The following is a 21511-nucleotide window of genomic DNA, read 5'->3' as shown; positions in this document are numbered from 1 at the left end:
CCCCCCCCCCCCCCCCCCCCCCCCCCCCCCCCCCCCCCCCCCCCCCCCCCCCCCCCCCCCCCCCCCCCCCCCCCCCCCCCCCCCCCCCCCCGCCGGACGGCAGGTGGGGAACCGCGATCAGCGGTAGTTCACGAACTGGATCGCGAAGTCCAGGTCCTTGCCCTTGAGCAGCGCCTGGATGGCCTGCAGGTCGTCACGGCTCTTGGAGCTGACACGCAGCTCCTCGCCCTGCACCTGGGCCTTGACGCCCTTGGGACCCTCGTCCCGGATGATCTTCGCGACCTTCTTGGCGTTCTCCTGCGAGATGCCCTCCTCGATGGAGGCGAAGATCTTGTACTCCTTGCCGGACAGCTGCGGCTCGCCGGCGTCGAGCGCCTTCAGCGAGATCCCGCGCTTGACCAGCTTGGTCTCGAACACGTCGAGGACGGCCTTGACGCGCTCCTCGGAGTTCGCCTCCATCAGGATCTTCTCGCCGGACCAGGCGATGGTGGCGCCGGTGCCCTTGAAGTCGTAGCGCTGCGAGAGTTCCTTGGCGGCCTGGTTGAGGGCGTTGTCGACCTCCTGCCGCTCGACCTTCGAGACGATGTCGAAACTGGAGTCGGCCATGTGCTGTGGCTCCTTGAAATCGGCTGTCATTGCCCCGGAGGGCGCGGCCCGACATCCCCGGCCCGCTCCGCAAAGCCTAGCCACCGCACCCACCCCAAGCGCTGATCAATCCGGTGGCGAAGCACCCGCGCACATCAGGTATTGTTTACGTCGTTGCCAGGGAGCGCCGCCGCAAGGCGGAAAAAACGGCAACGTCTCTTGGCGGTGTGCCCGAGTGGCCAAAGGGAGCAGACTGTAAATCTGCCGGCTCAGCCTACCCAGGTTCGAACCCTGGCGCCGCCACGCGATGTGAGACCCCCGTTACTGCGGAAGCAGTGACGGGGGTCTTCTCGCATGCCCGGTGATCCGAACGCGGGGGTTCCGCGTCCGGATCCGGTCAGGGCGTGGGGGACACGCGCCAGGACCAGGCGGTGCGGCGGGGGTGGGCCGGGAGGGCCAGCCGGCCGGCCGACCAGAGCAGGACCTCCGGGGCCGGGCCGGACGGGGAGTCCGGGAAGAGGCGGGCCAGGACCGGCGCCGAGAGGCCCGCCGGCGGCAGCCAAGGGAGGGCCAGGCCCTGGGCGATGTCATACGTGTGGAGCAGGATCTCCGCCACGCCCATCGCCGCGAAGCCGCCCGGATCGCAGGGGCCCCAGTGCCAGGCCCGCGCGGACTCCGGCGCCGCGTCCACGGCCGTGCCCAGCAGCCGGGCTGCCGCCACGATCACCTGGAGGACCGCCTCGGGCGGGGTGGCCTCCCGTACGCGCAGGTCCAGCGGCAGATAGGCGTCCGAGGGCAGCGCGGCCACCTGGGCGGCGTACGCCAGCAGGTCGTGGGCGACGTGCGCCGCCGTCGTCCAGCAGGTCCAGTCGAGCGAACCGGCCTTCACCTGCCAGTCCCGTCCGGCGTGCGGGGTCAGGGCCGACACCATTTCGGCTGCCGCCCGTTCGACGTCGGAGCCGGTCATCGGCCGCATCGTCCTGATCCCCTGTTCGTTCTCCGGTCGTGAACTTCATTTCTGACACGCGCGGGAAGGTCGGCGGCGGCGTGCTCCTCGCCCTCCTCGGGGCCGGGATCCCGGCCCTCGTCGGTGCCGCACTGCACAGCCATGTGGGCGAGCCCTACCAGGAAACCAGGCTCTACTTCGGCACCGAACGCCCGGGCGGCCGGGCCCCGGTCGCGGAGCAGGACTTCATGCGCTTCCTGGACCGCGAGATCACCCCCGCCTTCCCCGAGGGCCTCACCCTCCAGGACGGGCACGGCCAGTGGCAGCGGGACGGCAAGGTCATCCGCGAGACCTCGTACGAGGTGGTGCTCCTGTACCCGGAGAAGGAGGCCGACGAGCGCAGCGCGCGCATCGAACGGATCCGGCAGGCCTACGAGACCCAGTATCAGCAGGACTCCGTCGGGCGCTCCGACGACAAGGTGACCGCCGAGTTCTGAGGGCGCCTCAGTTGCCCGCGACGTCCTTGACGGCCACCGCGACCGGGGTCGAGCCCTCGACCAGCTCCAGGGTCAGCCCCGCCGTCGCCGGGGTCTCGATCAGCTCCGCCAGCACGGCCGCCACGTCGTCGCGCGTCACCGACCCGCCACCCGTCCGCACCTCGAGCCGCACCAGCCCCGCCCCCGGGTCGTCGGTCAGCGACCCGGGCCGCAGGACCGTCCACTCCAGGCCCAGCCGGGTCCGTACGTGGTCGTCCGCCTCCCCCTTCGCCCGCAGGTAGACGTCGAAGACGTCGTCGCCCTCGTGGTGCGCGTCCGCACCCATCGAAGAGATCATCAGGAAGCGCCGTACCCCTGCCCGTTCGGCCGCATCCGAGAACAGCACCGCCGCGCCCCGGTCGACGGTGTCCTTGCGCCCGACACCGCTGCCGGGCCCCGCGCCGGCCGCGAACACCGCCACGTCCGCGCCCTGCAGAATGCCCGCCACATGCTCGACCGAAGCCGACTCCAGGTCGCAGAGCACCGGTTCGGTGCCCGCCTCCCGCAGGTCGTCGCCCTGCGCCGGGTCGCGGATGATGCCCGCGACCTCGTACCCGCGCGCGGAGAGCAGTTGCTCCAGCCGCAGCGCGATCTGACCGTGTCCACCCGCGATGACGATGCGCATGCCCCGACCGTACGACGAGCCGGGCGCCCCCGCCCGCGAACGTGTCCGCCGGCGGGCCGGCGAACGCTCAGGGACCGGGCTCCGCACGGCCCTGCCGGGGCAGGTCCAGGGCCACCGCGACCGCCGAGTCGCAGTACTCCCGTACGGCACTCGTCCGGGCTACCACCCGGCCCCGGTGGATCACGATCCGGCTATAGGCCAGGGACAGCACCCCCGAGATCCGGTCCCCCCGTACGGCGAGCAGCTCCGCCGGGAACCCGGCCTCCACCCGGACCTCCGGCAGGCCCATGGCCTCCCGGGCTTCGCCGCTGACCGACGCGTAGGCCTCCGCCGCCCGCAGCCCGCCCTGGGAGGCCAGCAGGAACGCGGCCTCCAGCGGGTCGCCGCGGCCGACCGGGTTCCCGGCGTCCCGCAGCGCCCCGCTGCCGGCCGCGACCCGGACCCCGGCGGCGCGCAGCAGCCGTACGGGCGCGGTGCGCAGGCCGCGGCGTTCCAGGGCCGCGCAGTCGCCCTGGGGCAGGCAGGTCACCCGTACGCCTGCCGCGGCCAGCTGGTCGGCGGCCCGGTGCGCCACGTCCAGCGGGAGCCGCGACAGCCCGCCGCAGGGGCCGATCGTCACCCCCGGACGCAGCCCGCCGGCCATCGCCGCGAGCCGGGCCAGGCGGCCGGGATCGTCACCGTCCGTGTGCAGGTCCACGGGGCAGCCGTGCTCGGCGGCGAGTTCCAGGACGGCTTCGAGGAAGCCCGTCGGGTCGGGGTCCAGGTCCGGGCAGCCGCCGATGACGGAGGCGCCCATCTTCACGGCGTCCCGCAGCATGGCGAACCCGTCGGCGCCGGCGACCCCGGTGAGGAGGCGGGGTACCGCGACGGTGGTCAGGTCGGTGAGCCCGCGCAGCGAGCGGCGGGCCTGGAGCACGGCCTCCATGGGGCCGATGCCGTGCACGTCGCCGATCCGGACGTGGGAGCGCACGGCCGTGGCGCCGTGCCCGAGCTGGAGCAGGGCGGCCTCGGTGGCCCGGCGCTGCACCTCGTCGGGGGTGTACGAGACGGGCCCCTCGCCGTCGGCGGTCAGGGCGGTGTCGCCGTGGGCGTGCGGCTCGGCGGGCGCGGGGAGCAGCAGATAGCCGCCGAGGTCCACCCGGGAGAGGGCGGGGACGGGGAGGCTGCCCGCGGTGCCGACGGCCTGGATCCGGCCGGCGCCGAGCCGGACGTCGACCGTACGGCCGTCCGTGAGGCGGGCCCCGGTGAGCAGGAGGGTGGCGGACTCGGCGGCGGCGTTCGCGTTGCCCGTCGGGCGCTGCGGCCCGTGGCCGCCGCCCTCGCCGCGGCCCTTGCGCGGGGAGGAGGAGGGCTGCTGCGGCTGGCTGTCGGACATCGCGCTCCTGCGGTGGCTCGGGCGGTTCCTGGGCCGGGTGGCCGCGGCCTGCGGCCCAAGATCACGCAGCGTGCTCAGAGCCTAGGGCGCAGGGCTCCCCGCTTCACGGAGGAGCGCAATAGTCGTACCGGTGTGGTGCCCACGCGCCGTGGTGCCCGCCCGCGCGCCCTGGCGGCCGCGCGGGGCCCGTCGGGTGTCGCGTGCTTCACGTGTCCCGGGTGCCTCGCAGGGGCCGCGTCGGGCCTGTGCCTCGAACGGGCCGCGGTCGAGCGGCCGTTTCGTGCGCGCTCGACGTGCTGCAGGGGCGGCAGACTTGTGAGCCCGGCCACAATCTGCCCTGAAAAGGGCTCCGGAGCGGCCCGGGGGCTGATCGAGAAAGCCGTGCCCGCCCCCTCGGAGCCCAGTCCCCGCAAAGGATTTGGGCGATGGGCGGGCAACCGTGTAATGTCTTCATCGCTCGCCCCAATAGCTCAGTCGGTAGAGCGTCTCCATGGTAAGGAGAAGGTCTGCGGTTCGATTCCGCATTGGGGCTCTGGTGAGTGAGGTTCCCCGCCCTCGGGTGGGGAGCTGATCACATCAAAGCGGCGTAGCTCAGTCGGTAGAGCAAGCGGCTCATAATCGCTGTGTCACCGGTTCAAGTCCGGTCGCCGCTACCCACAGTAGCCGATTGCGGGGTCGGTCTCCCGATCGGCTACTCTTTTATGCGTTCATCCGTCCCATAGTCCGTCAAGGAGCACTCACGTGGCTGCCACCGACGTCCGCCCGAAGATCACGCTGGCCTGCGTGGAGTGCAAGGAGCGGAACTACATCACCAAGAAGAACCGGCGTAACAACCCGGACCGCATGGAGATGAAGAAGCACTGCCCGCGCTGCAACTCGCACACCGCGCACCGCGAGACCCGCTGACCCCAGCGAAGTCTCGAATAACAGGCACCGTCATGAGGTCGTCCCCTTCATCGGGGGGCGGCCTCGTGTCGTTTCCGTGATCGTTTCCGTGACCGTCTTTTTCAACAGGAGGTAGGGAGCCATGGCGCTCGACCAGTCCTTCGTGGGGCGTAGCTACCCGCCCACCGATCCGTACGAGGTCGGCCGGGAGAAGATCCGCGAATTCGCGGTTGCGGTGGGTGACGAGAATCCCGTCTACACCGACCCCGAAGCCGCCAAGGCGTTCGGCCACCTCGATGTGATCGCTCCGCCGACTTTTGTGTTTGCGATCACCTTCGCGGCGGCCGGCCAGGTCGTGGAGGACCCGCAGCTGGGCCTGGACTACAGCCGCGTCGTGCACGGCGACCAGAAGTTCGCGTACTCGCGCCCCGTGCGTGCAGGTGACCGGCTCTCGGTGACCTCCACGATCGAGGCCGTGAAGTCGATGGCGGGCAACGACATCATCGACATCCGCGGCGAGGTCCACGACGAGACCGGCGAGCACGTGGTGACGGCGTGGACGAAGCTCGTCTCCCGCGCCCCCGAGGAGGCCTGAGATGACTGCGCAGATCAAGTACGCCGACGTCGAGGTCGGCACCGAGCTGCCGGCGGCGTCGTTCCCGGTGACGCGGGCCACGCTCGTGAAGTACGCGGGTGCCTCGGGCGACTTCAACCCGATCCACTGGAACGAGAAGTTCGCCAAGGAGGTCGGACTGCCGGACGTCATCGCGCACGGCATGTTCACGATGGCCGAGGCGATCCGCGTGGTCACCGACTGGGTCGGCGACCCGGGGGCGGTCGTGGAGTACGGCGTGCGGTTCACGAAGCCGGTGGTGGTCCCGAACGACGACGCGGGTGCGGTGATCGAGGTCACGGCCAAGGTTGCGGCGAAGCTGGAGGACAACCGCGTGCGGGTCGACCTGACGGCGATGAGCGCGGGCCAGAAGGTCCTGGGCATGTCCCGGGCCCTGGTCACCCTGGCCTGACCCTCCCGGGCCCCGCCGCACCCCGCCCGCACCCCGCTCGGATCCGGTGCCGCTGCCTGCGCCTTTGCGGCTGCGGCACCGTTCCCGGGGGCTCTGCCCCCGGTCCCGCGCCGCGCACTCCGGCGAGGCCGGATCCGGCTGCCGGCGGGGCCGGATCGCGCCGCGTACCGGAAGGGTTGACGAAGTTAGTGATTAAGTACTAACTTCGAAGCATGGCAAGGATGAGTGCGGACGAGCGGCGCGAGAGCGTCATCAGGGCGGCGATGCACGAGTTCGCCCGGGGCGGCTACTACGGGACCTCCACCGAGGCGATCGCCAAGCGCGTCGGCGTCTCGCAGCCGTACCTGTTCCGGCTCTTCCCCAGCAAGCCGGCCATCTTCCTCGCCGCCGCCGAGCGCTGCCTGCGGGACACCCGTGAGGTGTTCGCAGCCGCCGCCGAGGGGCTCGAGGGCGAAGAGGCCACGCACGCCATGGCCGACGCGTACGTCCGGCTCATCGCCGAGGATCCGGACAAGCTCCAGATGCAGCTCCAGATGTACGTCACCGTCGCCGCCGCCGAGGCTGCCGGAGACCACCAGCTCGGTGAGCTCGTCCGCAAGGGCTGGATGGACCTCTGGGACACCGTCCACGTGCCCCTCGGCGGCGACGTGAACGAGACCACGACCTTCATGGCCTACGGGATGCTGATCAACACCCTGGCCGCCATGGGCTTCCCGCCCGGCCACCGGGTCTGGGAGGGGCTGTATCCCTCCGCCCGCGTCAAGGACCCGGAGGGCCGGCCGGGGGAGTGAGCCCCGGGTCGGCCGGTCGGTCCGCCACCCGCCCTGTGCGTCGGATTCTCATGGGCGCAAAAGTTAGTCAGCAATAACTAACAAGTCAGTCTCACCCTCAGGGGGAAATCGTGAACGGCACGCAAGGCATCCACGACACCCAAGACGGCCAGGGCACCCAAGGCACCCAAGGCACCGCCCTCCGCGGTCCCGCCGTCTGGGCCCTCGTCCTCACCTCCGTGGCCGGCTTCATGGCCGCCCTCGACAACCTCGTCGTCACCACCGCCCTCCCCGCCCTCCGGGAGGACCTCGGCGGCGCGTTGGAGGACCTGGAGTGGACGGTGAACGCGTACACGCTCACCTTCGCCGTCCTCCTCATGTTCGGCGCGGCCCTCGGCGACCGCTTCGGCCGACGCCGGCTCTTCATGTCCGGCCTCGCGATATTCACCGGCGCCTCCGCCGTCGCCGCCCTCTCGCCCGGCATCAACGAGCTCATCGCCGCCCGCGCCGTCCAGGGCGTCGGCGCCGCGATCATGATGCCGCTCACCCTCACCCTGCTCACCGCGGCCGTTCCGGCCGCCCGCCGCGGCATGGCCCTCGGCATCTTCGGCGCCGTCGGCGGCCTCGCCGTCGCCAGCGGCCCGCTCATCGGCGGCACCCTCACCGAGCACATCTCCTGGCAGTGGATCTTCTGGCTGAACGTCCCGATCGGCCTGGCCCTGATCCCGCTCGCCCGCCTCAAGCTGACCGAGTCCACCGCCCCGGGCGCCCGTCTCGACGTACCGGGCACGCTCCTCATCAGCGGCGGCCTCTTCGGCATCGTCTACGGCCTCGTCAACGCCAACGCCCACGGCTGGACCAGCGCACCGGTGCTCACCGCCCTGATCGCCGGCACCGCGCTCGTCGGCGGATTCGTCGTCCACGGCTTCCGCCACGCGAACCCGATGCTGCCCATGCGCCTCTTCCTGGGCCGCGGCTTCCTCGGGATCAACGTGGCCAGCCTGCTGATGTACCTGGGCATGTTCGGCTCGATCTTCCTGCTCAGCCAGTTCCTCCAGGGCGTCGCCGGCTACACGCCCACCCAGGCCGGGCTGCGCATGCTCCCCTGGACCGCCATGCCGATGATCGCCGCCCCGATCGCGGGCATCCTCTCCGACCGGATCGGCGGCCGCCCCGTCGTCGCCACCGGCCTCGCCCTGCAGGCCCTCGGCCTCGGCTGGTTCGCGACGATCCTGAGCACCGACGTCTCGTACGCCGCCCAGCTCCCGGCGCTGATCATCAGCGGCATCGGCATGGGCCTGTTCTTCGCCCCCGCCTCCAACATCCTCATGTCCACGGTGTCCCCCGCCGACCAGGGCAAGGCCTCCGGTGCCAACAACGCCCTGCGCGAGGTCGGCGGCGCCCTCGGCGTCGCGGTCCTGGCCTCGGTCTTCTCCGCCCAGGGCGGCTACGAGTCACCCCAGGCCTTCACCGACGGGACCGTGCCCGCACTGTGGATCGGCGCCGTCGCGGTGGCCGTGGCCGCCGCCTTCGCCCTCCTGGTCCCGGGCAAGGGAGCCCGCAAGGCCGCCGCCCCCGTCACCCCCGCCGCGGCCCCCGCCCCTGTCCTCGCCGACCAGGTCCCCGCCACGCGCTGACCGGCACCGGACTCCCACGGAAAGGAGTGCACGTCATGCCCGACATCCCCTGGTCCACGCCCACCCCGCCCGCTCCCGACGCCGAGGTCTACGTCATGGCCTCCCGCTTCGAGACGAAGACCCTCGCCGGCGCCTTCCGGTTCTTCCTCAAGTCGCCGGGCATCATCCGCCAGATCCGTTCCGCCCCCGGCGCCCACGGCGTCGCCCTCCGGGCCCGGATCTTCAGCCGGACGTTCCTGACCCTCTCCGCCTGGGAGGACCGCGACGCGCTCTACCGCTTCGCCCGCAGCGAGCCGCACCGCTCCAGCTCCCGCGCCGCCGCCGCGTTCATGCGGGAGTCGGCCTTCACGTTCTGGACCGCTCCGGCCTCCGCGCTCCCGATCGCCTGGGCCGAGGCCGAGCGCCGGCTGGCCGAAGGCGGCGAACAGGACGCCCGCTCGTGACGTACGGTCCGTGGCCCCGCAGGGATGCGAGGGGTACGGACCGTACTCTTGTCCACGTGCAGGAACTCCACGACGCCCCCCTCGCCCCCCTGACCACCTTCCGCCTCGGTGGCCCGGCCACCCGTCTGGTCACCGCGACCACCGACGCAGAGGTGGTCGACGCCGTCCGCGCCGCGGACGAGAGCGGCACCCCGCTCCTCGTCATCGGCGGCGGCAGCAACCTGGTCATCGGCGACCGCGGCTTCGAGGGCACCGCCCTGCGCATCGCGACCACCGGCTTCCACCTCGACGGCACCACCCTCGAGCTCGCCGCCGGCGAGAACTGGAGCGACGCCGTCGCCCGTACCGTCGAGGCGGGCCTGGCCGGCGTCGAGTGCCTCGCCGGAATCCCCGGCTCCGCCGGTGCCACCCCGATCCAGAACGTCGGGGCGTACGGCCAGGAGGTCTGCGACACCATCACCGAGGTCGTCGCGTACGACCGCACCCGGCGCGAGACGGTCACGCTGACCGCCGCCGAGTGCGCCTTCTCGTACCGGAACAGTCTCTTCAAGCACCGGCCCGAGCGCTACGTCGTCCTCCGCGTCCGCTTCGCCCTGGAGGACGCGGGCGGCCTGTCCGCGCCGATCAAGTACCCCGAGACCGCCCGCGCCCTCGGCGTCGAGGCCGGCGACCGGGTCCCGGCCGCGCAGGCCCGCGAGACCGTACTGCGCCTGCGCGCCGGCAAGGGCATGGTCCTCGACCCCGCCGACCACGACACCTGGTCCGCCGGCTCCTTCTTCCACAACCCGATCCTGGGCGACGAGGCGTACGCCGCCTTCCTCGCCCGCGTCCAGGACCGGCTCGGCGCCGGGACCGCCCCGCCCGCGTACCCCGCCGGCGAGGGCCGTACGAAGACCAGCGCGGCCTGGCTGATCGACAAGGCCGGTTTCACCAAGGGCTACGGCACCGGCCCCGCCCGGATCTCCACCAAGCACACCCTTGCGCTGACCAACCGGGGCGAGGCCACCACCGAGGACCTCCTCGCCCTGGCCCGCGAGGTCGTCGCGGGCGTCCACGCGGCCTTCGGCGTCACCCTGGTCAACGAGCCGGTGACGGTCGGCGTCAGCATCTGAGGAGTCCCGGCCGCCATGCTCTGTCCACTGCACGGGGCCGGTACCGACCCCACCCGCCTGGTGGGACGCACGATCAGCAGGATCGTCGCGTCCTGGCACGTCTACGAGGGCGAACGCTCCGAAGCGCCGCTCGACGTGTGGCTGATCGACAGCGAGGGCGAGTCCACCAGGATCAGCACCGGGTCCGACTGGTGCCTCATCGTCGAATCCGCGCCGCCCCACGAGCCGTACGACATGGGGGAGTGGGGCCGGATCGAGGTCGGCGAGGACCTCGGCGACCACCCCTTCCTGCGCCACCTCGGGGACACGGTGGCAAGCGTGGCCGAGTTCGCGGCGCCGGAGACCGGGCGCACGCAGCTGGAGATCGGCTTCCCCGACGGCGACCGGGTCCGGGCCGACTGCTGGGAGGGCGACCTGCGGCTCACGCGGTGAGTCTCAGGTGGCCAGCCACTGGTCGATCCCGGCCAGCAGCTTGTCCTGTACGTCCTCCGGCGCCGCCGAACCGCGCACCGACTGCCGGGCCAGCTCGGCGAGCTCCGCGTCCGTGAAGGCGTGGTGGCGGCGGGCGATCTCGTACTGCGCCGCCAGCCGGGACCCGAACAGCAGCGGGTCGTCCGCGCCCAGCGCCATCGGCACCCCGGCCTCGAAGAGGGTGCGCAGCGGGACGTCCTCGGGTCGCTCGTAGACCCCGAGGGCGACGTTCGACGCCGGGCAGACCTCGCAGGTGATCTGCCGGTCCGCGAGCCGCTTCAGCAGCCGGGGGTCCTCGGCGGCCCGTACGCCGTGGCCGATGCGGGAGGCGTGCAGATCGTCCAGGCAGTCCCGGACGGAGGCCGGTCCGGTGAGTTCGCCGCCGTGCGGGGCCGCGAGCAGGCCGCCCTCGCGGGCGATGGCGAAGGCCCGGTCGAAGTCGCGGGCCATGCCGCGGCGCTCGTCGTTGGAGAGCCCGAAGCCGACGATGCCGCGGTCGGCGTAGCGGACCGCGAGGCGGGCGAGGGTACGGGCGTCCAGGGGGTGTTTCATGCGGTTGGCGGCGATGAGGACCCGCATGCCGAGCCCGGTCTCTCGGGAAGCCGTGTCGACGGCGTCCAGGATGATCTCGACGGCCGGGATCATGCCGCCGAGCAGGGGGGCGTAGGAGGTGGGATCCACCTGGATCTCCAGCCAGCCGCTGCCGTCCCGTACGTCCTCCTCGGCGGCCTCGCGGACGAGGCGCCGGATGTCCTCGGGCTCGCGCAGGCAGGAGCGGGCGGCGTCGTAGAGGCGCTGGAAGCGGAACCAGCCGCGCTCGTCGGTGGCACGGAGCTTGGGTGGCTCGCCGGCGGTGAGGGCGTCGGGGAGGCGGACGCCGTACTTGTCGGCGAGCTCCAGGAGGGTCGATGGGCGCATCGACCCCGTGAAGTGCAGGTGGAGGTGGGCTTTCGGCAGAAGCGTGAGATCGCGTACGTGCTCCATCTGGTGATCCTGCCGTACCGCCGCCCTCGGCGGGAGGGGGTTTTACCGATCGGGGGCTTGCGCGAACGTCTGCACGAGGCGGGAGGCGGTGGCGGAGGCCAGCCCGGGCGCCGCCCGGACCCGCGCCCCCAGCGCAGGCGGGGCTGCACAGCAGGGTGGAAACGCCGGAGCGGCGGCTCCCCGTGGGGGAACCGCCGCTCGGACCGGGCTGCGTACCGCCGGAGGCCTAGGCCTAGGCCTAGGCCTAGGCCTAGGCCTAGGCCTAGGCCTTGGCCTCGGCGAGGAGCTTCTGCATGCGGGACACGCCCTCGATCAGGTCCGCGTCGCCCAGGGCGTACGACAGGCGCAGGTAGCCCGGGGTGCCGAAGGCCTCGCCGGGGACGACCGCGACCTCGGCCTCGTCCAGGATCAGGGCCGCCAGCTCGACGGAGGTCTGCGGGCGCTTGCCGCGGATCTCCTTGCCGAGCAGGTCCTTGACCGCGGGGTAGACGTAGAAGGCGCCCTCGGGGGTCGGGCAGAACACGCCGTCGATCTCGTTCAGCATCCGCACGATCGTCTGGCGGCGGCGGTCGAAGGCGGTGCGCATCTCGTGGACGGCGTCCAGGTTGCCGGAGACGGCGGCCAGCGCCGCGACCTGGGCCACGTTGGAGACGTTGGAGGTGGCGTGCGACTGCAGGTTGGTCGCGGCCTTCACGACGTCCTTCGGACCCACGATCCAGCCCACCCGCCAGCCCGTCATCGCGTACGTCTTGGCGACGCCGTTGACGATGATGCACTTGTCGGCCAGCTCGGGGACGATCGCCGGGAGGGAGACGAACTTCGCGTCGCCGTAGACGAGGTGCTCGTAGATCTCGTCGGTCAGGACCCACAGGCCGTGCTCGACGGCCCAGCGGCCGATGGCCTCCGCGTCGGCCTCGGAGTACACGGCGCCGGTCGGGTTCGACGGGGAGACGAACAGGACGACCTTGGTGCGCTCGGTGCGGGCGGCCTCGAGCTGCTCGACGGAGACGCGGTAGCCGGTGGTCTCGTCGGCGACGACCTCGACCGGGACACCGCCGGCGAGGCGGATCGACTCGGGGTAGGTGGTCCAGTACGGAGCCGGGACGATGACCTCGTCGCCCGGGTCCAGGATGGCGGCGAACGCCTCGTAGATCGCCTGCTTGCCGCCGTTGGTCACCAGGACCTGCGACGCGTCGACCTCGTAGCCGGAGTCGCGCAGCGTCTTCGCGGCGATCGCGGCCTTCAGCTCGGGCAGACCCCCGGCCGGCGTGTAGCGGTGGTACTTCGGGTTGCGGCAGGCCTCGACCGCAGCCTCGACGATGTAGTCCGGGGTCGGGAAGTCGGGCTCGCCCGCACCGAAGCCGATGACCGGGCGCCCGGCGGCCTTGAGGGCCTTGGCCTTGGCGTCCACGGCGAGGGTGGCGGACTCGGAAATGGCGCCGATACGGGCGGACACCCGGCGCTCGGAGGAAGGCGTTGCAGAGGTCATGCGGCCAATCGTCCCAGACGCCCTAGAGGCGCCGCACACCGTTTCAGTCATCGGACGGAGCAGCCGGAAATGTGCTCTGTTCGACGTCAGGGCCCGGACCACGTACACTCACCTGTCGTTGGACCCCGCCGGTCACTCAGGACGCGAGCACTCCGTGCACTCGTCTGGATGCGGTAGGTTGGGGGACGCAAAGGGTCGTAGCTCAATTGGTAGAGCACTGGTCTCCAAAACCAGCGGTTGGGGGTTCGAGTCCCTCCGGCCCTGCTCCACACTCCTTCTCGGATGTGTGCGCAGGTACGTACTTCGATGCAACGCCGTGCGGCGCAACCGGGCGCGGCTACGGCCACGACCCGGATTCAGGTGAGAGACGTGACGGACGCCCTGGGCTCCATCGACATGCCTGACGCCGAGGACGACACCCGCGAGAAGAAGGCCCGAAAGGGCGGCAAGCGCGGGAAGAAGGGTCCTCTGGGCCGGCTTGCACTGTTCTACCGCCAGATCGTCGCGGAGCTCCGCAAGGTCGTCTGGCCGACGCGCAATCAGCTCACGACGTACACCACCGTGGTGATTGTCTTCGTCGTCATCATGATCGGTCTGGTGACCGTGATTGACTATGGGTTCCAGGAAGCCATCAAGTTCGTCTTCGGCTGATCCCCGCGGAGGGCGGCGCCTTGATGGGTGCCGCCCGTTTTCGCATGTTCGACCACCTTTTGTATCCAGGAAGAAGCAGCCACCGTGTCTGACCCGAACCTGAACGCGAGCCACGACTCCGTCGAGTCCGTCGAGGACGCGCTCGACATCGTCGAGGCGGCAGACGCTGTGGACCCGGACGAGGTCGAGCTCGCCGACGCCGAGGCCGGTGTCGCCGCCGAAGAGGCCGCGCTGCACATCGAGGACGAGGTCGACGCCGAGTCCGAGGACGACGCCGAGGTCGAAGAGGCTGCCGACGAGGTCGAAGAGGCCGCCGGGGAGACCGAGGCCGCCGACGAGGTCGAGGCCGCCGATGAGGCCGAGGCTGCAGACGAGGCCGAGGCCGAGGCCGAGCCCGCCGAGCCCGTCGACCCCATCCAGGCCCTGCGCGAGGAACTGCGCCTCCTGCCCGGCGAGTGGTACGTGATCCACACCTACGCGGGCTACGAGAAGCGCGTGAAGGCCAACCTGGAGCAGCGCGCCGTCTCGCTGAACGTCGAGGAGTTCATCTACCAGGCCGAGGTGCCCGAGGAAGAGATCGTCCAGATCAAGAACGGCGAGCGCAAGAACGTCCGGCAGAACAAGCTGCCCGGCTACGTTCTCGTCCGCATGGATCTGACGAACGAGTCCTGGGGCGTCGTCCGCAACACGCCTGGTGTCACCGGCTTCGTCGGCAACGCGTACGACCCGTACCCGCTGACCCTGGACGAGATCGTCAAGATGCTCGCCCCGGAGGCGCAGGAGAAGGCCGCCAAGGCCGCCGCGGAAGAGGCCGGCCTGCCCGCGCCCGCCGTCAAGCGCACCATCGAGGTCCTGGACTTCGAGGTCGGCGACTCGGTCACCGTCACCGACGGCCCGTTCGCGACGCTGCAGGCGACCATCAACGAGATCAACCCCGACTCGAAGAAGGTCAAGGGCCTCGTCGAGATCTTCGGTCGCGAGACTCCGGTCGAGCTCAGCTTCGACCAGATCCAGAAGAACTGACTGATCTTCTGAAGCAAGCTTCCGGACAGGTCAGATCGCCCCGCAAAGGGCGGTCTGACCTGCTCGGTTTTTAGCCCCGCTCCGATACCCGTTATCGTGGTGCGGTATGCCTCCATCCGGATGACCGGATCGGCGGCGAAAAACTCTCACTAGGACCCGGAGAGAGCAATGCCTCCCAAGAAGAAGAAGGTCACGGGGCTTATCAAGCTCCAGATCAAGGCCGGTGCGGCCAACCCGGCTCCGCCGGTCGGCCCCGCGCTCGGTCAGCACGGCGTCAACATCATGGAGTTCTGCAAGGCCTACAACGCCGCGACCGAGTCGCAGCGTGGCATGGTCGTGCCGGTGGAGATCACGGTCTACGACGACCGCTCCTTCACCTTCATCACCAAGACTCCGCCGGCCGCGCGCCTGATCCTGAAGGCCGCGGGCATCGAGAAGGGCTCCGGCGAGCCGCACAAGACCAAGGTCGCCAAGCTCACCGGCGCCCAGGTCCGCGAGATCGCCGAGCTGAAGATGCCCGACCTCAACGCCAACGACGTCGACGCCGCGATGAAGATCATCGCCGGCACCGCGCGTTCGATGGGCGTCACGGTCGAAGGCTGATCCAGCCACCCCCAGCACCACCAGTGGTAGGACCAAGCGCTGGTCCGCACCACGACTCCATGCCTGAAGCCGAAATACAGGAGCAGAAGTGAAGCGCAGCAAGACTCTCCGCGCTGCGGACGCCAAGGTCGACCGGGAGAAGCTTTACGCCCCGCTCGAGGCCGTCCGTCTCGCCAAGGACACCTCCACGACCAAGTTCGACAGCACCGTCGAGGTCGCCTTCCGCCTGGGTGTCGACCCGCGCAAGGCGGACCAGATGGTCCGTGGCACCGTGAACCTCCCGCACGGCACCGGCAAGACCGCCCGGGTCCTGGTCTTCGCGACCGGTGACCGTGCTGCGGCCGCGGAAGCCGCCGGCGCCGACATCGTCGGCGACGACGAGCTGATCAACGAGATCGCCAAGGGCAACCGCCTGAACGAGTTCGACGCCGTTGTGGCCACCCCGGACCTCATGGGCAAGGTCGGCCGTCTCGGCCGCGTGCTCGGTCCCCGTGGCCTCATGCCGAACCCGAAGACCGGCACCGTCACGATGGACGTCGCGAAGGCTGTCACCGAGATCAAGGGTGGCAAGATCGAGTTCCGCGTCGACAAGCACTCGAACCTGCACTTCATCATCGGCAAGGTCTCCTTCTCCGATGAGCAGCTGGTCGAGAACTACGGCGCGGCCCTGGACGAGATCCTTCGTCTGAAGCCGTCCGCCGCGAAGGGCCGCTACATCAAGAAGGCCGCCCTGAGCACCACGATGGGCCCCGGCATCCAGCTGGACTCGAACCGCACCCGGAACCTCCTCGTCGAGGAAGACCCGGCTGCTGTCTGAGCCCCACGCTGAGCCTTCGGCTCACCTGAGTGGCTGAAACGGGCCCCTCGCCCCCTCACAGGGCGGCGAGGGGCCCGTTTCTTGCTTTCCGGGAACCTCGGGGAGCCTCGGGGGCCTCGGGAGCCGCGCAGGCATCGGAAGCTGACCGATTTGCCTGACCGGTGCCGGGTCACGTAGTCTTCACCAGAAGCCAAAGACCGCTGGTCGTTGCCGTGCCCGCAAGGGTTCGGTGGCCGAAGGATCCGTTGATTGCGGACGACCCGCGTAGGTGACTGTGGAAGGTTCCCGGAATTCGTTCCGGTTGAGCCACGCCCTGGCGCCTGCGCCGGGGCGTTTCTTATTTCAGCCCCTTCTGAGCGGTCCTCATCACCCGGAAGGAGGCGAACGCACCATGCCGACGCCCAACAAGGCTGCATCGGTAGCCGAGCTCAAGGACGCGTTCCAGAGCTCGAACGCCGCCGTGCTGACCGAGTACCGGGGTCTCACCGTCGCGCAGCTCAAGACGCTGCGTCGCTCCCTTGGTGAGAACGCCCAGTACGCCGTGGTGAAGAACACGCTGACCAAGATTGCGGCCAACCAGGCCGGGATCACCGCGCTGGACGAGCACTTCGCTGGTCCGACCGCGGTCGCCTTCATCACCGGTGACCCGGTGGAGTCGGCGAAGAGCCTGCGTGACTTCGCCAAGGACAACCCGAACCTCATCATCAAGGCGGGTGTCCTTGATGGTAAGGCGCTCACCGCCGATGAGATCAAGAAGCTTGCGGACCTCGAGTCCCGCGAGGTTCTGCTCAGCAAGCTGGCCGGCGCGTTCAAGGGCAAGCAGTCTCAGGCTGCCTCGCTCTTCCAGGCGCTGCCGTCGAAGTTCGTCCGCACCGCGGAAGCGCTTCGCGTCAAGCTCGCCGAGCAGGGCGGTGCCGAGTAATTCGGCTCGCGCACTGATCCACGCCGCCTAGTGCGTGGGTCGTAGCGGGCCGTTACGCCCGCCTCTATATACATCCGGCACCTGCCGAATTAGTGGAAGGATCGCCCATCATGGCGAAGCTCTCTCAGGACGACCTCCTCGCCCAGTTCGAGGAGATGACCCTCATCGAGCTCTCCGAGTTCGTGAAGGCCTTCGAGGAGAAGTTCGACGTCACCGCCGCCGCGGCCGTCGCCGTTGCCGGCCCCGCCCAGGGTGGCGCCGCCCCCGAGGCTGCCGAGGAGCAGGACGAGTTCGACGTCATCCTCACCGGTGCCGGCGACAAGAAGATCCAGGTCATCAAGGTCGTGCGTGAGCTGACCTCCCTGGGTCTGAAGGAGGCCAAGGACCTCGTGGACGGCGCTCCGAAGCCGGTCCTCGAGAAGGTCGCCAAGGAGGCCGCTGACAAGGCCGCCGAGTCCCTCAAGGCTGCCGGCGCGGCTGTCGAGGTCAAGTAACACCTCTGGGGCCTCCTGAGGCCCCAACCAAGGGCGATCACCCGTAAGGGTGGTCGCCCTTTGGCGTATCCGCAGTGCCTGACTTGCCCTGGTCTCGTTGGGGAGTAGGGTGATCATCGTTGCCCCGCGGTCGGGTCCGGAGATGATCCGCACGGAGCAGGGGGCCTTGACGAACGGCACGCGGCGCGCAATTCTCAGACCCGTTGCGGGATCGGTCCGCCCGATCCGGGATCCGGGACACGGATCCTAGATCCGAGGCATGGATCGGCTACGAAGAGGGCAGTACTGATACGCGCTCTGTAGGCGCGAGCCGCAATGTTGGACGCAGGGTTGCAGGGTTGGTTTAGACGACATGGGGAAGGCCTGTTGCCGGTTTCCGGAAACCTGGTCTGGACATCAGTGAGCCAAGTGGCTACACTGACCCTTTGCGCTGCCTGTTAGCTGCCCCCTGCCCGTCGCCAGGGGCATGCCCACGCTTGAGCACACTTGATTGATACGCCCTGACCAGGCCTTATCGGCCAGATCAGGGGGGTTGTCTTCTGTGTCAGCTGGGACCGGTACGCGCGTAGTGAGTCCGAGCCCTCGGAAGGACCCCCTCTTGGCCGCCTCGCGCAACGCCTCGACCAATACGAACACCGGTGCCAGCACCGCCCCGCTGCGCATCTCCTTTGCAAAGATCAAGGAGCCCCTCGAGGTTCCGAACCTCCTGGCGCTGCAAACCGAGAGCTTTGACTGGCTGCTCGGCAATGCAGCCTGGAAGTCTCGCGTCGAGTCGGCGCTCGAGAGTGGACAGGACGTTCCCACCAAGTCCGGTCTGGAAGAGATCTTCGAGGAGATCTCGCCGATCGAGGACTTCTCCGGTTCGATGTCGCTGACGTTCCGCGACCACCGGTTCGAGCCGGCGAAGAACTCCGTCGACGAGTGCAAGGAGCGCGACTTCACGTACGCGGCGCCGCTCTTCGTCACGGCCGAGTTCACGAACAACGAGACCGGTGAGATCAAGTCTCAGACGGTCTTCATGGGCGATTTCCCGCTCATGACCAACAAGGGCACCTTCGTCATCAACGGCACCGAGCGTGTCGTGGTGTCGCAGCTCGTCCGTTCCCCCGGTGTCTACTTCGACTCCTCCATCGACAAGACGTCCGACAAGGACATCTTCTCCGCCAAGATCATCCCGTCCCGGGGTGCCTGGCTGGAGATGGAGATCGACAAGCGCGACATGGTCGGTGTCCGCATCGACCGCAAGCGCAAGCAGTCCGTCACCGTCCTCCTGAAGGCTCTCGGCTGGACCACCGAGCAGATCCTCGAGGAGTTCGGCGAGTACGAGTCCATGCGCGCCACCCTGGAGAAGGACCACACCCAGGGCCAGGACGACGCGCTGCTCGACATCTACCGCAAGCTGCGTCCGGGCGAACCGCCGACCCGTGAGGCCGCTCAGACGCTGCTCGAGAACCTCTACTTCAACCCGAAGCGCTACGACCTCGCCAAGGTCGGCCGCTACAAGGTGAACAAGAAGCTCGGCGCCGACGAGCCGCTCGACGCCGGTGTGCTCACCACGGACGACGTCATCGCGACGATCAAGTACCTGGTCAAGCTGCACGCGGGCGAGACCGAGACGGTCGGCGAGTCGGGCCGGGAGATCGTCGTCGAGACCGACGACATCGACCACTTCGGCAACCGTCGTATCCGCAACGTCGGCGAGCTCATCCAGAACCAGGTCCGCACGGGTCTGGCTCGTATGGAGCGCGTCGTCCGCGAGCGCATGACGACTCAGGACGTCGAGGCGATCACGCCGCAGACCCTGATCAACATCCGGCCGGTCGTCGCCTCCATCAAGGAGTTCTTCGGCACCAGCCAGCTGTCGCAGTTCATGGACCAGAACAACCCGCTGTCGGGTCTGACGCACAAGCGTCGTCTCAACGCCCTCGGCCCGGGTGGTCTGTCCCGTGAGCGGGCCGGCTTCGAGGTCCGTGACGTGCACCCGTCGCACTACGGTCGTATGTGCCCGATCGAGACGCCTGAAGGCCCGAACATCGGTCTGATCGGCTCGCTGGCCTCCTACGGCCGGATCAACCCGTTCGGCTTCATCGAGACCCCGTACCGCAAGGTCATCGAGGGTGTCGTCACCGACGAGGTCGACTACCTCACGGCCGACGAGGAAGACCGCTTCGTCATCGCCCAGGCGAACGCCGCCCTGAACGATGAGATGCGCTTCACCGAGAACCGCGTCCTGGTCCGCCGTCGTGGCGGCGAGATCGACTACATCGCCGGCGGCGACGTCGACTACATGGACGTCTCGCCGCGCCAGATGGTGTCCGTCGCGACCGCGATGATCCCCTTCCTCGAGCACGACGACGCCAACCGTGCCCTCATGGGCGCGAACATGATGCGCCAGGCCGTTCCGCTCATCAAGGCGGAGGCGCCGCTCGTCGGCACCGGCATGGAGTACCGCTGTGCGGTCGACGCCGGTGACTCGATCAAGGCGGAGAAGGACGGTGTCGTCCAGGAGGTCTCGGCCGACTACATCACCGTCGCCAACGACGACGGCACGTACACCACGTACCGCGTCGCCAAGTTCTCCCGCTCGAACCAGGGCACCTCGGTCAACCAGAAGGTCATCGTCAACGAGGGCGACCGGATCGTCGAGGCCCAGGTCCTCGCCGACGGCCCGGCCACCGAAGAGGGCGAAATGGCCCTCGGCAAGAACCTGCTCGTCGCGTTCATGCCGTGGGAAGGTCACAACTACGAGGACGCGATCATCCTGTCGCAGCGCCTCGTGCAGGACGACGTCCTCTCCTCGATCCACATCGAGGAGCACGAGGTCGACGCCCGTGACACCAAGCTGGGCCCCGAGGAGATCACCCGGGACATCCCGAACGTCTCCGAAGAGGTCCTCGCCGACCTCGACGAGCGCGGCATCATCCGCATCGGTGCGGACGTCGTCGCCGGCGACATCCTGGTCGGCAAGGTCACGCCCAAGGGTGAGACCGAGCTGACCCCGGAGGAGCGCCTGCTCCGCGCGATCTTCGGTGAGAAGGCCCGCGAGGTGCGTGACACCTCGCTCAAGGTCCCTCACGGTGAGATCGGCAAGGTCATCGGTGTCCGCGTCTTCGACCGCGAGGAGGGCGACGAGCTTCCTCCGGGCGTGAACCAGCTGGTCCGCGTCTACGTCGCCCAGAAGCGCAAGATCACCGACGGTGACAAGCTCGCCGGCCGCCACGGCAACAAGGGTGTCATCTCCAAGATCCTTCCGATCGAGGACATGCCCTTCCTTGAGGACGGCACGCCGGTCGACATCATCCTGAACCCGCTGGGTGTCCCGTCCCGAATGAACCCGGGACAGGTCCTGGAGATCCACCTCGGCTGGCTCGCCAGCCGCGGCTGGGACGTCTCCGGGCTCGGCGAGGAGTGGGCCGAGCGTCTGAAGGTCATCGGGGCCGACCGCGTCGAGCCCGGTACCAACGTCGCCACCCCCGTGTTCGACGGTGCCCGCGAGGACGAGCTCGCCGGCCTGTTCGAGCACACGATCCCGAACCGCGACGGGGACCGCCTGGTCCTGCCGACCGGCAAGGCGCACCTGTTCGACGGCCGCTCCGGCGAGCCGTTCCCGGACCCGATCTCGATCGGGTACATGTACATCCTCAAGCTCCACCACCTGGTCGACGACAAGCTCCACGCTCGGTCGACCGGTCCGTACTCGATGATCACGCAGCAGCCGCTGGGTGGTAAGGCGCAGTTCGGTGGCCAGCGCTTCGGTGAGATGGAGGTGTGGGCGCTCGAGGCTTATGGCGCCGCTTACGCCCTCCAGGAGCTGCTGACCATCAAGTCCGACGACGTCACCGGCCGCGTGAAGGTCTACGAGGCCATCGTCAAGGGCGAGAACATCCCCGAGCCGGGCATTCCCGAGTCCTTCAAGGTGCTCATCAAGGAAATGCAGTCGCTCTGCCTCAACGTGGAGGTGCTGTCCTCGGATGGCATGTCCATCGAGATGCGCGACACCGACGAGGACGTCTTCCGCGCGGCGGAGGAGCTCGGTATCGACCTGTCCCGGCGCGAGCCGAGCAGCGTCGAAGAGGTCTGACGGGCCTGACGGGGGGCTCGCTCAAGAGCCCCCCGTC

Annotated in this window: 22 protein-coding genes and 4 tRNA genes; 20 read left to right on the top strand and 6 right to left on the bottom strand. The window is 69.5% G+C overall.

Annotation, left to right across the window (positions count from 1 at the left end):
* Positions 1 to 117: 117 nt before the first annotated feature.
* Positions 118 to 606: a YajQ family cyclic di-GMP-binding protein gene (locus ACZ49B_RS07700; protein ID WP_030163016.1), complete on the bottom strand. Its 489-nt coding sequence runs from the start codon at positions 604 to 606 to the stop codon at positions 118 to 120.
* Positions 607 to 806: 200 nt separating this feature from the next.
* Between ACZ49B_RS07700 and ACZ49B_RS07695 the strand changes: the two genes are divergently transcribed.
* A tRNA-Tyr gene (locus tag ACZ49B_RS07695) sits at positions 807 to 888 on the top strand.
* A 94-nt stretch (positions 889 to 982) separates the two neighbouring features.
* On the opposite strand, the gene ACZ49B_RS07690 is transcribed toward ACZ49B_RS07695, so the two are convergent.
* The gene (locus ACZ49B_RS07690; RefSeq protein WP_468301532.1) at positions 983 to 1552 is read right to left on the bottom strand and encodes a hypothetical protein; all 570 of its coding nucleotides are present in this window, start codon (positions 1550 to 1552) and stop codon (positions 983 to 985) included.
* Positions 1553 to 1590: 38 nt separating this feature from the next.
* Between ACZ49B_RS07690 and ACZ49B_RS07685 the strand changes: the two genes are divergently transcribed.
* Positions 1591 to 2028, top strand: a complete 438-nt coding sequence (locus tag ACZ49B_RS07685) for a DUF3574 domain-containing protein (RefSeq protein WP_468301529.1) — start codon at positions 1591 to 1593, stop codon at positions 2026 to 2028.
* 7 nt (positions 2029 to 2035) lie between these two features.
* Here ACZ49B_RS07685 and ACZ49B_RS07680 read toward each other — a convergent pair whose 3' ends face one another.
* Positions 2036 to 2692: an SDR family oxidoreductase gene (locus tag ACZ49B_RS07680; RefSeq protein ID WP_468301526.1), complete on the bottom strand. Its 657-nt coding sequence runs from the start codon at positions 2690 to 2692 to the stop codon at positions 2036 to 2038.
* A gap of 67 nt (positions 2693 to 2759) precedes the next feature.
* Complete coding sequence (locus ACZ49B_RS07675) at positions 2760 to 4067, bottom strand: amidohydrolase family protein (RefSeq protein ID WP_468301523.1); 1308 nt, start codon at positions 4065 to 4067, stop codon at positions 2760 to 2762.
* Positions 4068 to 4526: 459 nt separating this feature from the next.
* Here ACZ49B_RS07675 and ACZ49B_RS07670 point away from each other — a divergent pair.
* The 10 genes from ACZ49B_RS07670 (at position 4527) to ACZ49B_RS07625 (ending at position 10371) form a co-directional block, all read left to right on the top strand.
* Positions 4527 to 4599, top strand: a tRNA-Thr gene (locus ACZ49B_RS07670).
* A 48-nt stretch (positions 4600 to 4647) separates the two neighbouring features.
* Positions 4648 to 4720, top strand: a tRNA-Met gene (locus tag ACZ49B_RS07665).
* 88 nt (positions 4721 to 4808) lie between these two features.
* Positions 4809 to 4973 carry a 50S ribosomal protein L33 gene (gene rpmG, locus ACZ49B_RS07660; protein WP_007265873.1) on the top strand — a complete coding sequence of 55 codons (165 nt, stop codon included), beginning with the start codon at positions 4809 to 4811 and terminating at the stop codon, positions 4971 to 4973.
* A 121-nt stretch (positions 4974 to 5094) separates the two neighbouring features.
* Positions 5095 to 5547, top strand: coding sequence for an FAS1-like dehydratase domain-containing protein (locus ACZ49B_RS07655; RefSeq protein ID WP_468301520.1), 453 nt, complete (start codon positions 5095 to 5097; stop codon positions 5545 to 5547).
* A gap of 1 nt (position 5548) precedes the next feature.
* Positions 5549 to 5977, top strand: coding sequence for a MaoC family dehydratase (locus ACZ49B_RS07650; protein ID WP_468301517.1), 429 nt, complete (start codon positions 5549 to 5551; stop codon positions 5975 to 5977).
* Between the two features lie 212 nt (positions 5978 to 6189).
* Positions 6190 to 6768: a TetR/AcrR family transcriptional regulator gene (locus ACZ49B_RS07645; RefSeq protein WP_468301514.1), complete on the top strand. Its 579-nt coding sequence runs from the start codon at positions 6190 to 6192 to the stop codon at positions 6766 to 6768.
* A gap of 110 nt (positions 6769 to 6878) precedes the next feature.
* Positions 6879 to 8384 carry a DHA2 family efflux MFS transporter permease subunit gene (locus ACZ49B_RS07640; protein ID WP_468301511.1) on the top strand — a complete coding sequence of 502 codons (1506 nt, stop codon included), beginning with the start codon at positions 6879 to 6881 and terminating at the stop codon, positions 8382 to 8384.
* A 35-nt stretch (positions 8385 to 8419) separates the two neighbouring features.
* Positions 8420 to 8827 (top strand): DUF3291 domain-containing protein, encoded by a 408-nt coding sequence (locus tag ACZ49B_RS07635; protein WP_468301508.1) that lies wholly within the window; start codon positions 8420 to 8422, stop codon positions 8825 to 8827.
* Positions 8824 to 9939 (top strand): UDP-N-acetylmuramate dehydrogenase, encoded by a 1116-nt coding sequence (locus tag ACZ49B_RS07630; protein WP_468301506.1) that lies wholly within the window; start codon positions 8824 to 8826, stop codon positions 9937 to 9939. The genes ACZ49B_RS07635 and ACZ49B_RS07630 overlap by 4 nt, the downstream gene beginning before the upstream one ends.
* A gap of 15 nt (positions 9940 to 9954) precedes the next feature.
* Entirely contained in the window at positions 9955 to 10371 is a 417-nt protein-coding gene (locus ACZ49B_RS07625) for a hypothetical protein (RefSeq protein WP_468301503.1), read from the top strand.
* Positions 10372 to 10374: 3 nt separating this feature from the next.
* Here ACZ49B_RS07625 and ACZ49B_RS07620 read toward each other — a convergent pair whose 3' ends face one another.
* Complete coding sequence (locus ACZ49B_RS07620; protein ID WP_468301500.1) at positions 10375 to 11394, bottom strand: adenosine deaminase; 1020 nt, start codon at positions 11392 to 11394, stop codon at positions 10375 to 10377.
* A gap of 262 nt (positions 11395 to 11656) precedes the next feature.
* The gene (locus ACZ49B_RS07615; RefSeq protein WP_468301497.1) at positions 11657 to 12883 is read right to left on the bottom strand and encodes a pyridoxal phosphate-dependent aminotransferase; all 1227 of its coding nucleotides are present in this window, start codon (positions 12881 to 12883) and stop codon (positions 11657 to 11659) included.
* Between the two features lie 191 nt (positions 12884 to 13074).
* On the opposite strand from ACZ49B_RS07615, the gene ACZ49B_RS07610 reads away from it, so the two are divergent.
* The 8 genes from ACZ49B_RS07610 to rpoB all read left to right on the top strand — a co-directional run bounded on the left by ACZ49B_RS07610 (position 13075) and on the right by rpoB (position 21474).
* Positions 13075 to 13147, top strand: a tRNA-Trp gene (locus ACZ49B_RS07610).
* 105 nt (positions 13148 to 13252) lie between these two features.
* Positions 13253 to 13534 carry a preprotein translocase subunit SecE gene (secE, locus tag ACZ49B_RS07605; protein ID WP_030298162.1) on the top strand — a complete coding sequence of 94 codons (282 nt, stop codon included), beginning with the start codon at positions 13253 to 13255 and terminating at the stop codon, positions 13532 to 13534.
* A gap of 84 nt (positions 13535 to 13618) precedes the next feature.
* Positions 13619 to 14557 carry a transcription termination/antitermination protein NusG gene (nusG, locus tag ACZ49B_RS07600; protein WP_468301494.1) on the top strand — a complete coding sequence of 313 codons (939 nt, stop codon included), beginning with the start codon at positions 13619 to 13621 and terminating at the stop codon, positions 14555 to 14557.
* Between the two features lie 168 nt (positions 14558 to 14725).
* A complete protein-coding gene (gene rplK, locus ACZ49B_RS07595; protein ID WP_008739735.1) occupies positions 14726 to 15160 on the top strand; it encodes a 50S ribosomal protein L11 in 435 nt (144 codons plus the stop codon).
* Between the two features lie 88 nt (positions 15161 to 15248).
* Positions 15249 to 15977, top strand: a complete 729-nt coding sequence (gene rplA, locus ACZ49B_RS07590) for a 50S ribosomal protein L1 (protein WP_189733388.1) — start codon at positions 15249 to 15251, stop codon at positions 15975 to 15977.
* A 391-nt stretch (positions 15978 to 16368) separates the two neighbouring features.
* Positions 16369 to 16899: a 50S ribosomal protein L10 gene (gene rplJ / locus ACZ49B_RS07585; RefSeq protein WP_030008449.1), complete on the top strand. Its 531-nt coding sequence runs from the start codon at positions 16369 to 16371 to the stop codon at positions 16897 to 16899.
* Between the two features lie 110 nt (positions 16900 to 17009).
* Positions 17010 to 17393, top strand: coding sequence for a 50S ribosomal protein L7/L12 (rplL, locus tag ACZ49B_RS07580; protein ID WP_052876420.1), 384 nt, complete (start codon positions 17010 to 17012; stop codon positions 17391 to 17393).
* 598 nt (positions 17394 to 17991) lie between these two features.
* Positions 17992 to 21474 (top strand): DNA-directed RNA polymerase subunit beta, encoded by a 3483-nt coding sequence (gene rpoB / locus ACZ49B_RS07575; RefSeq protein ID WP_468301490.1) that lies wholly within the window; start codon positions 17992 to 17994, stop codon positions 21472 to 21474.
* The last annotated feature ends 37 nt before the right edge of the window (positions 21475 to 21511 follow it).

The organism is Streptomyces sp. NPDC031132, assembly GCF_055570595.1.
Note: the sequence above shows the minus strand (reverse complement) of the source record. Positions and strands in the feature narration are given on the sequence as shown.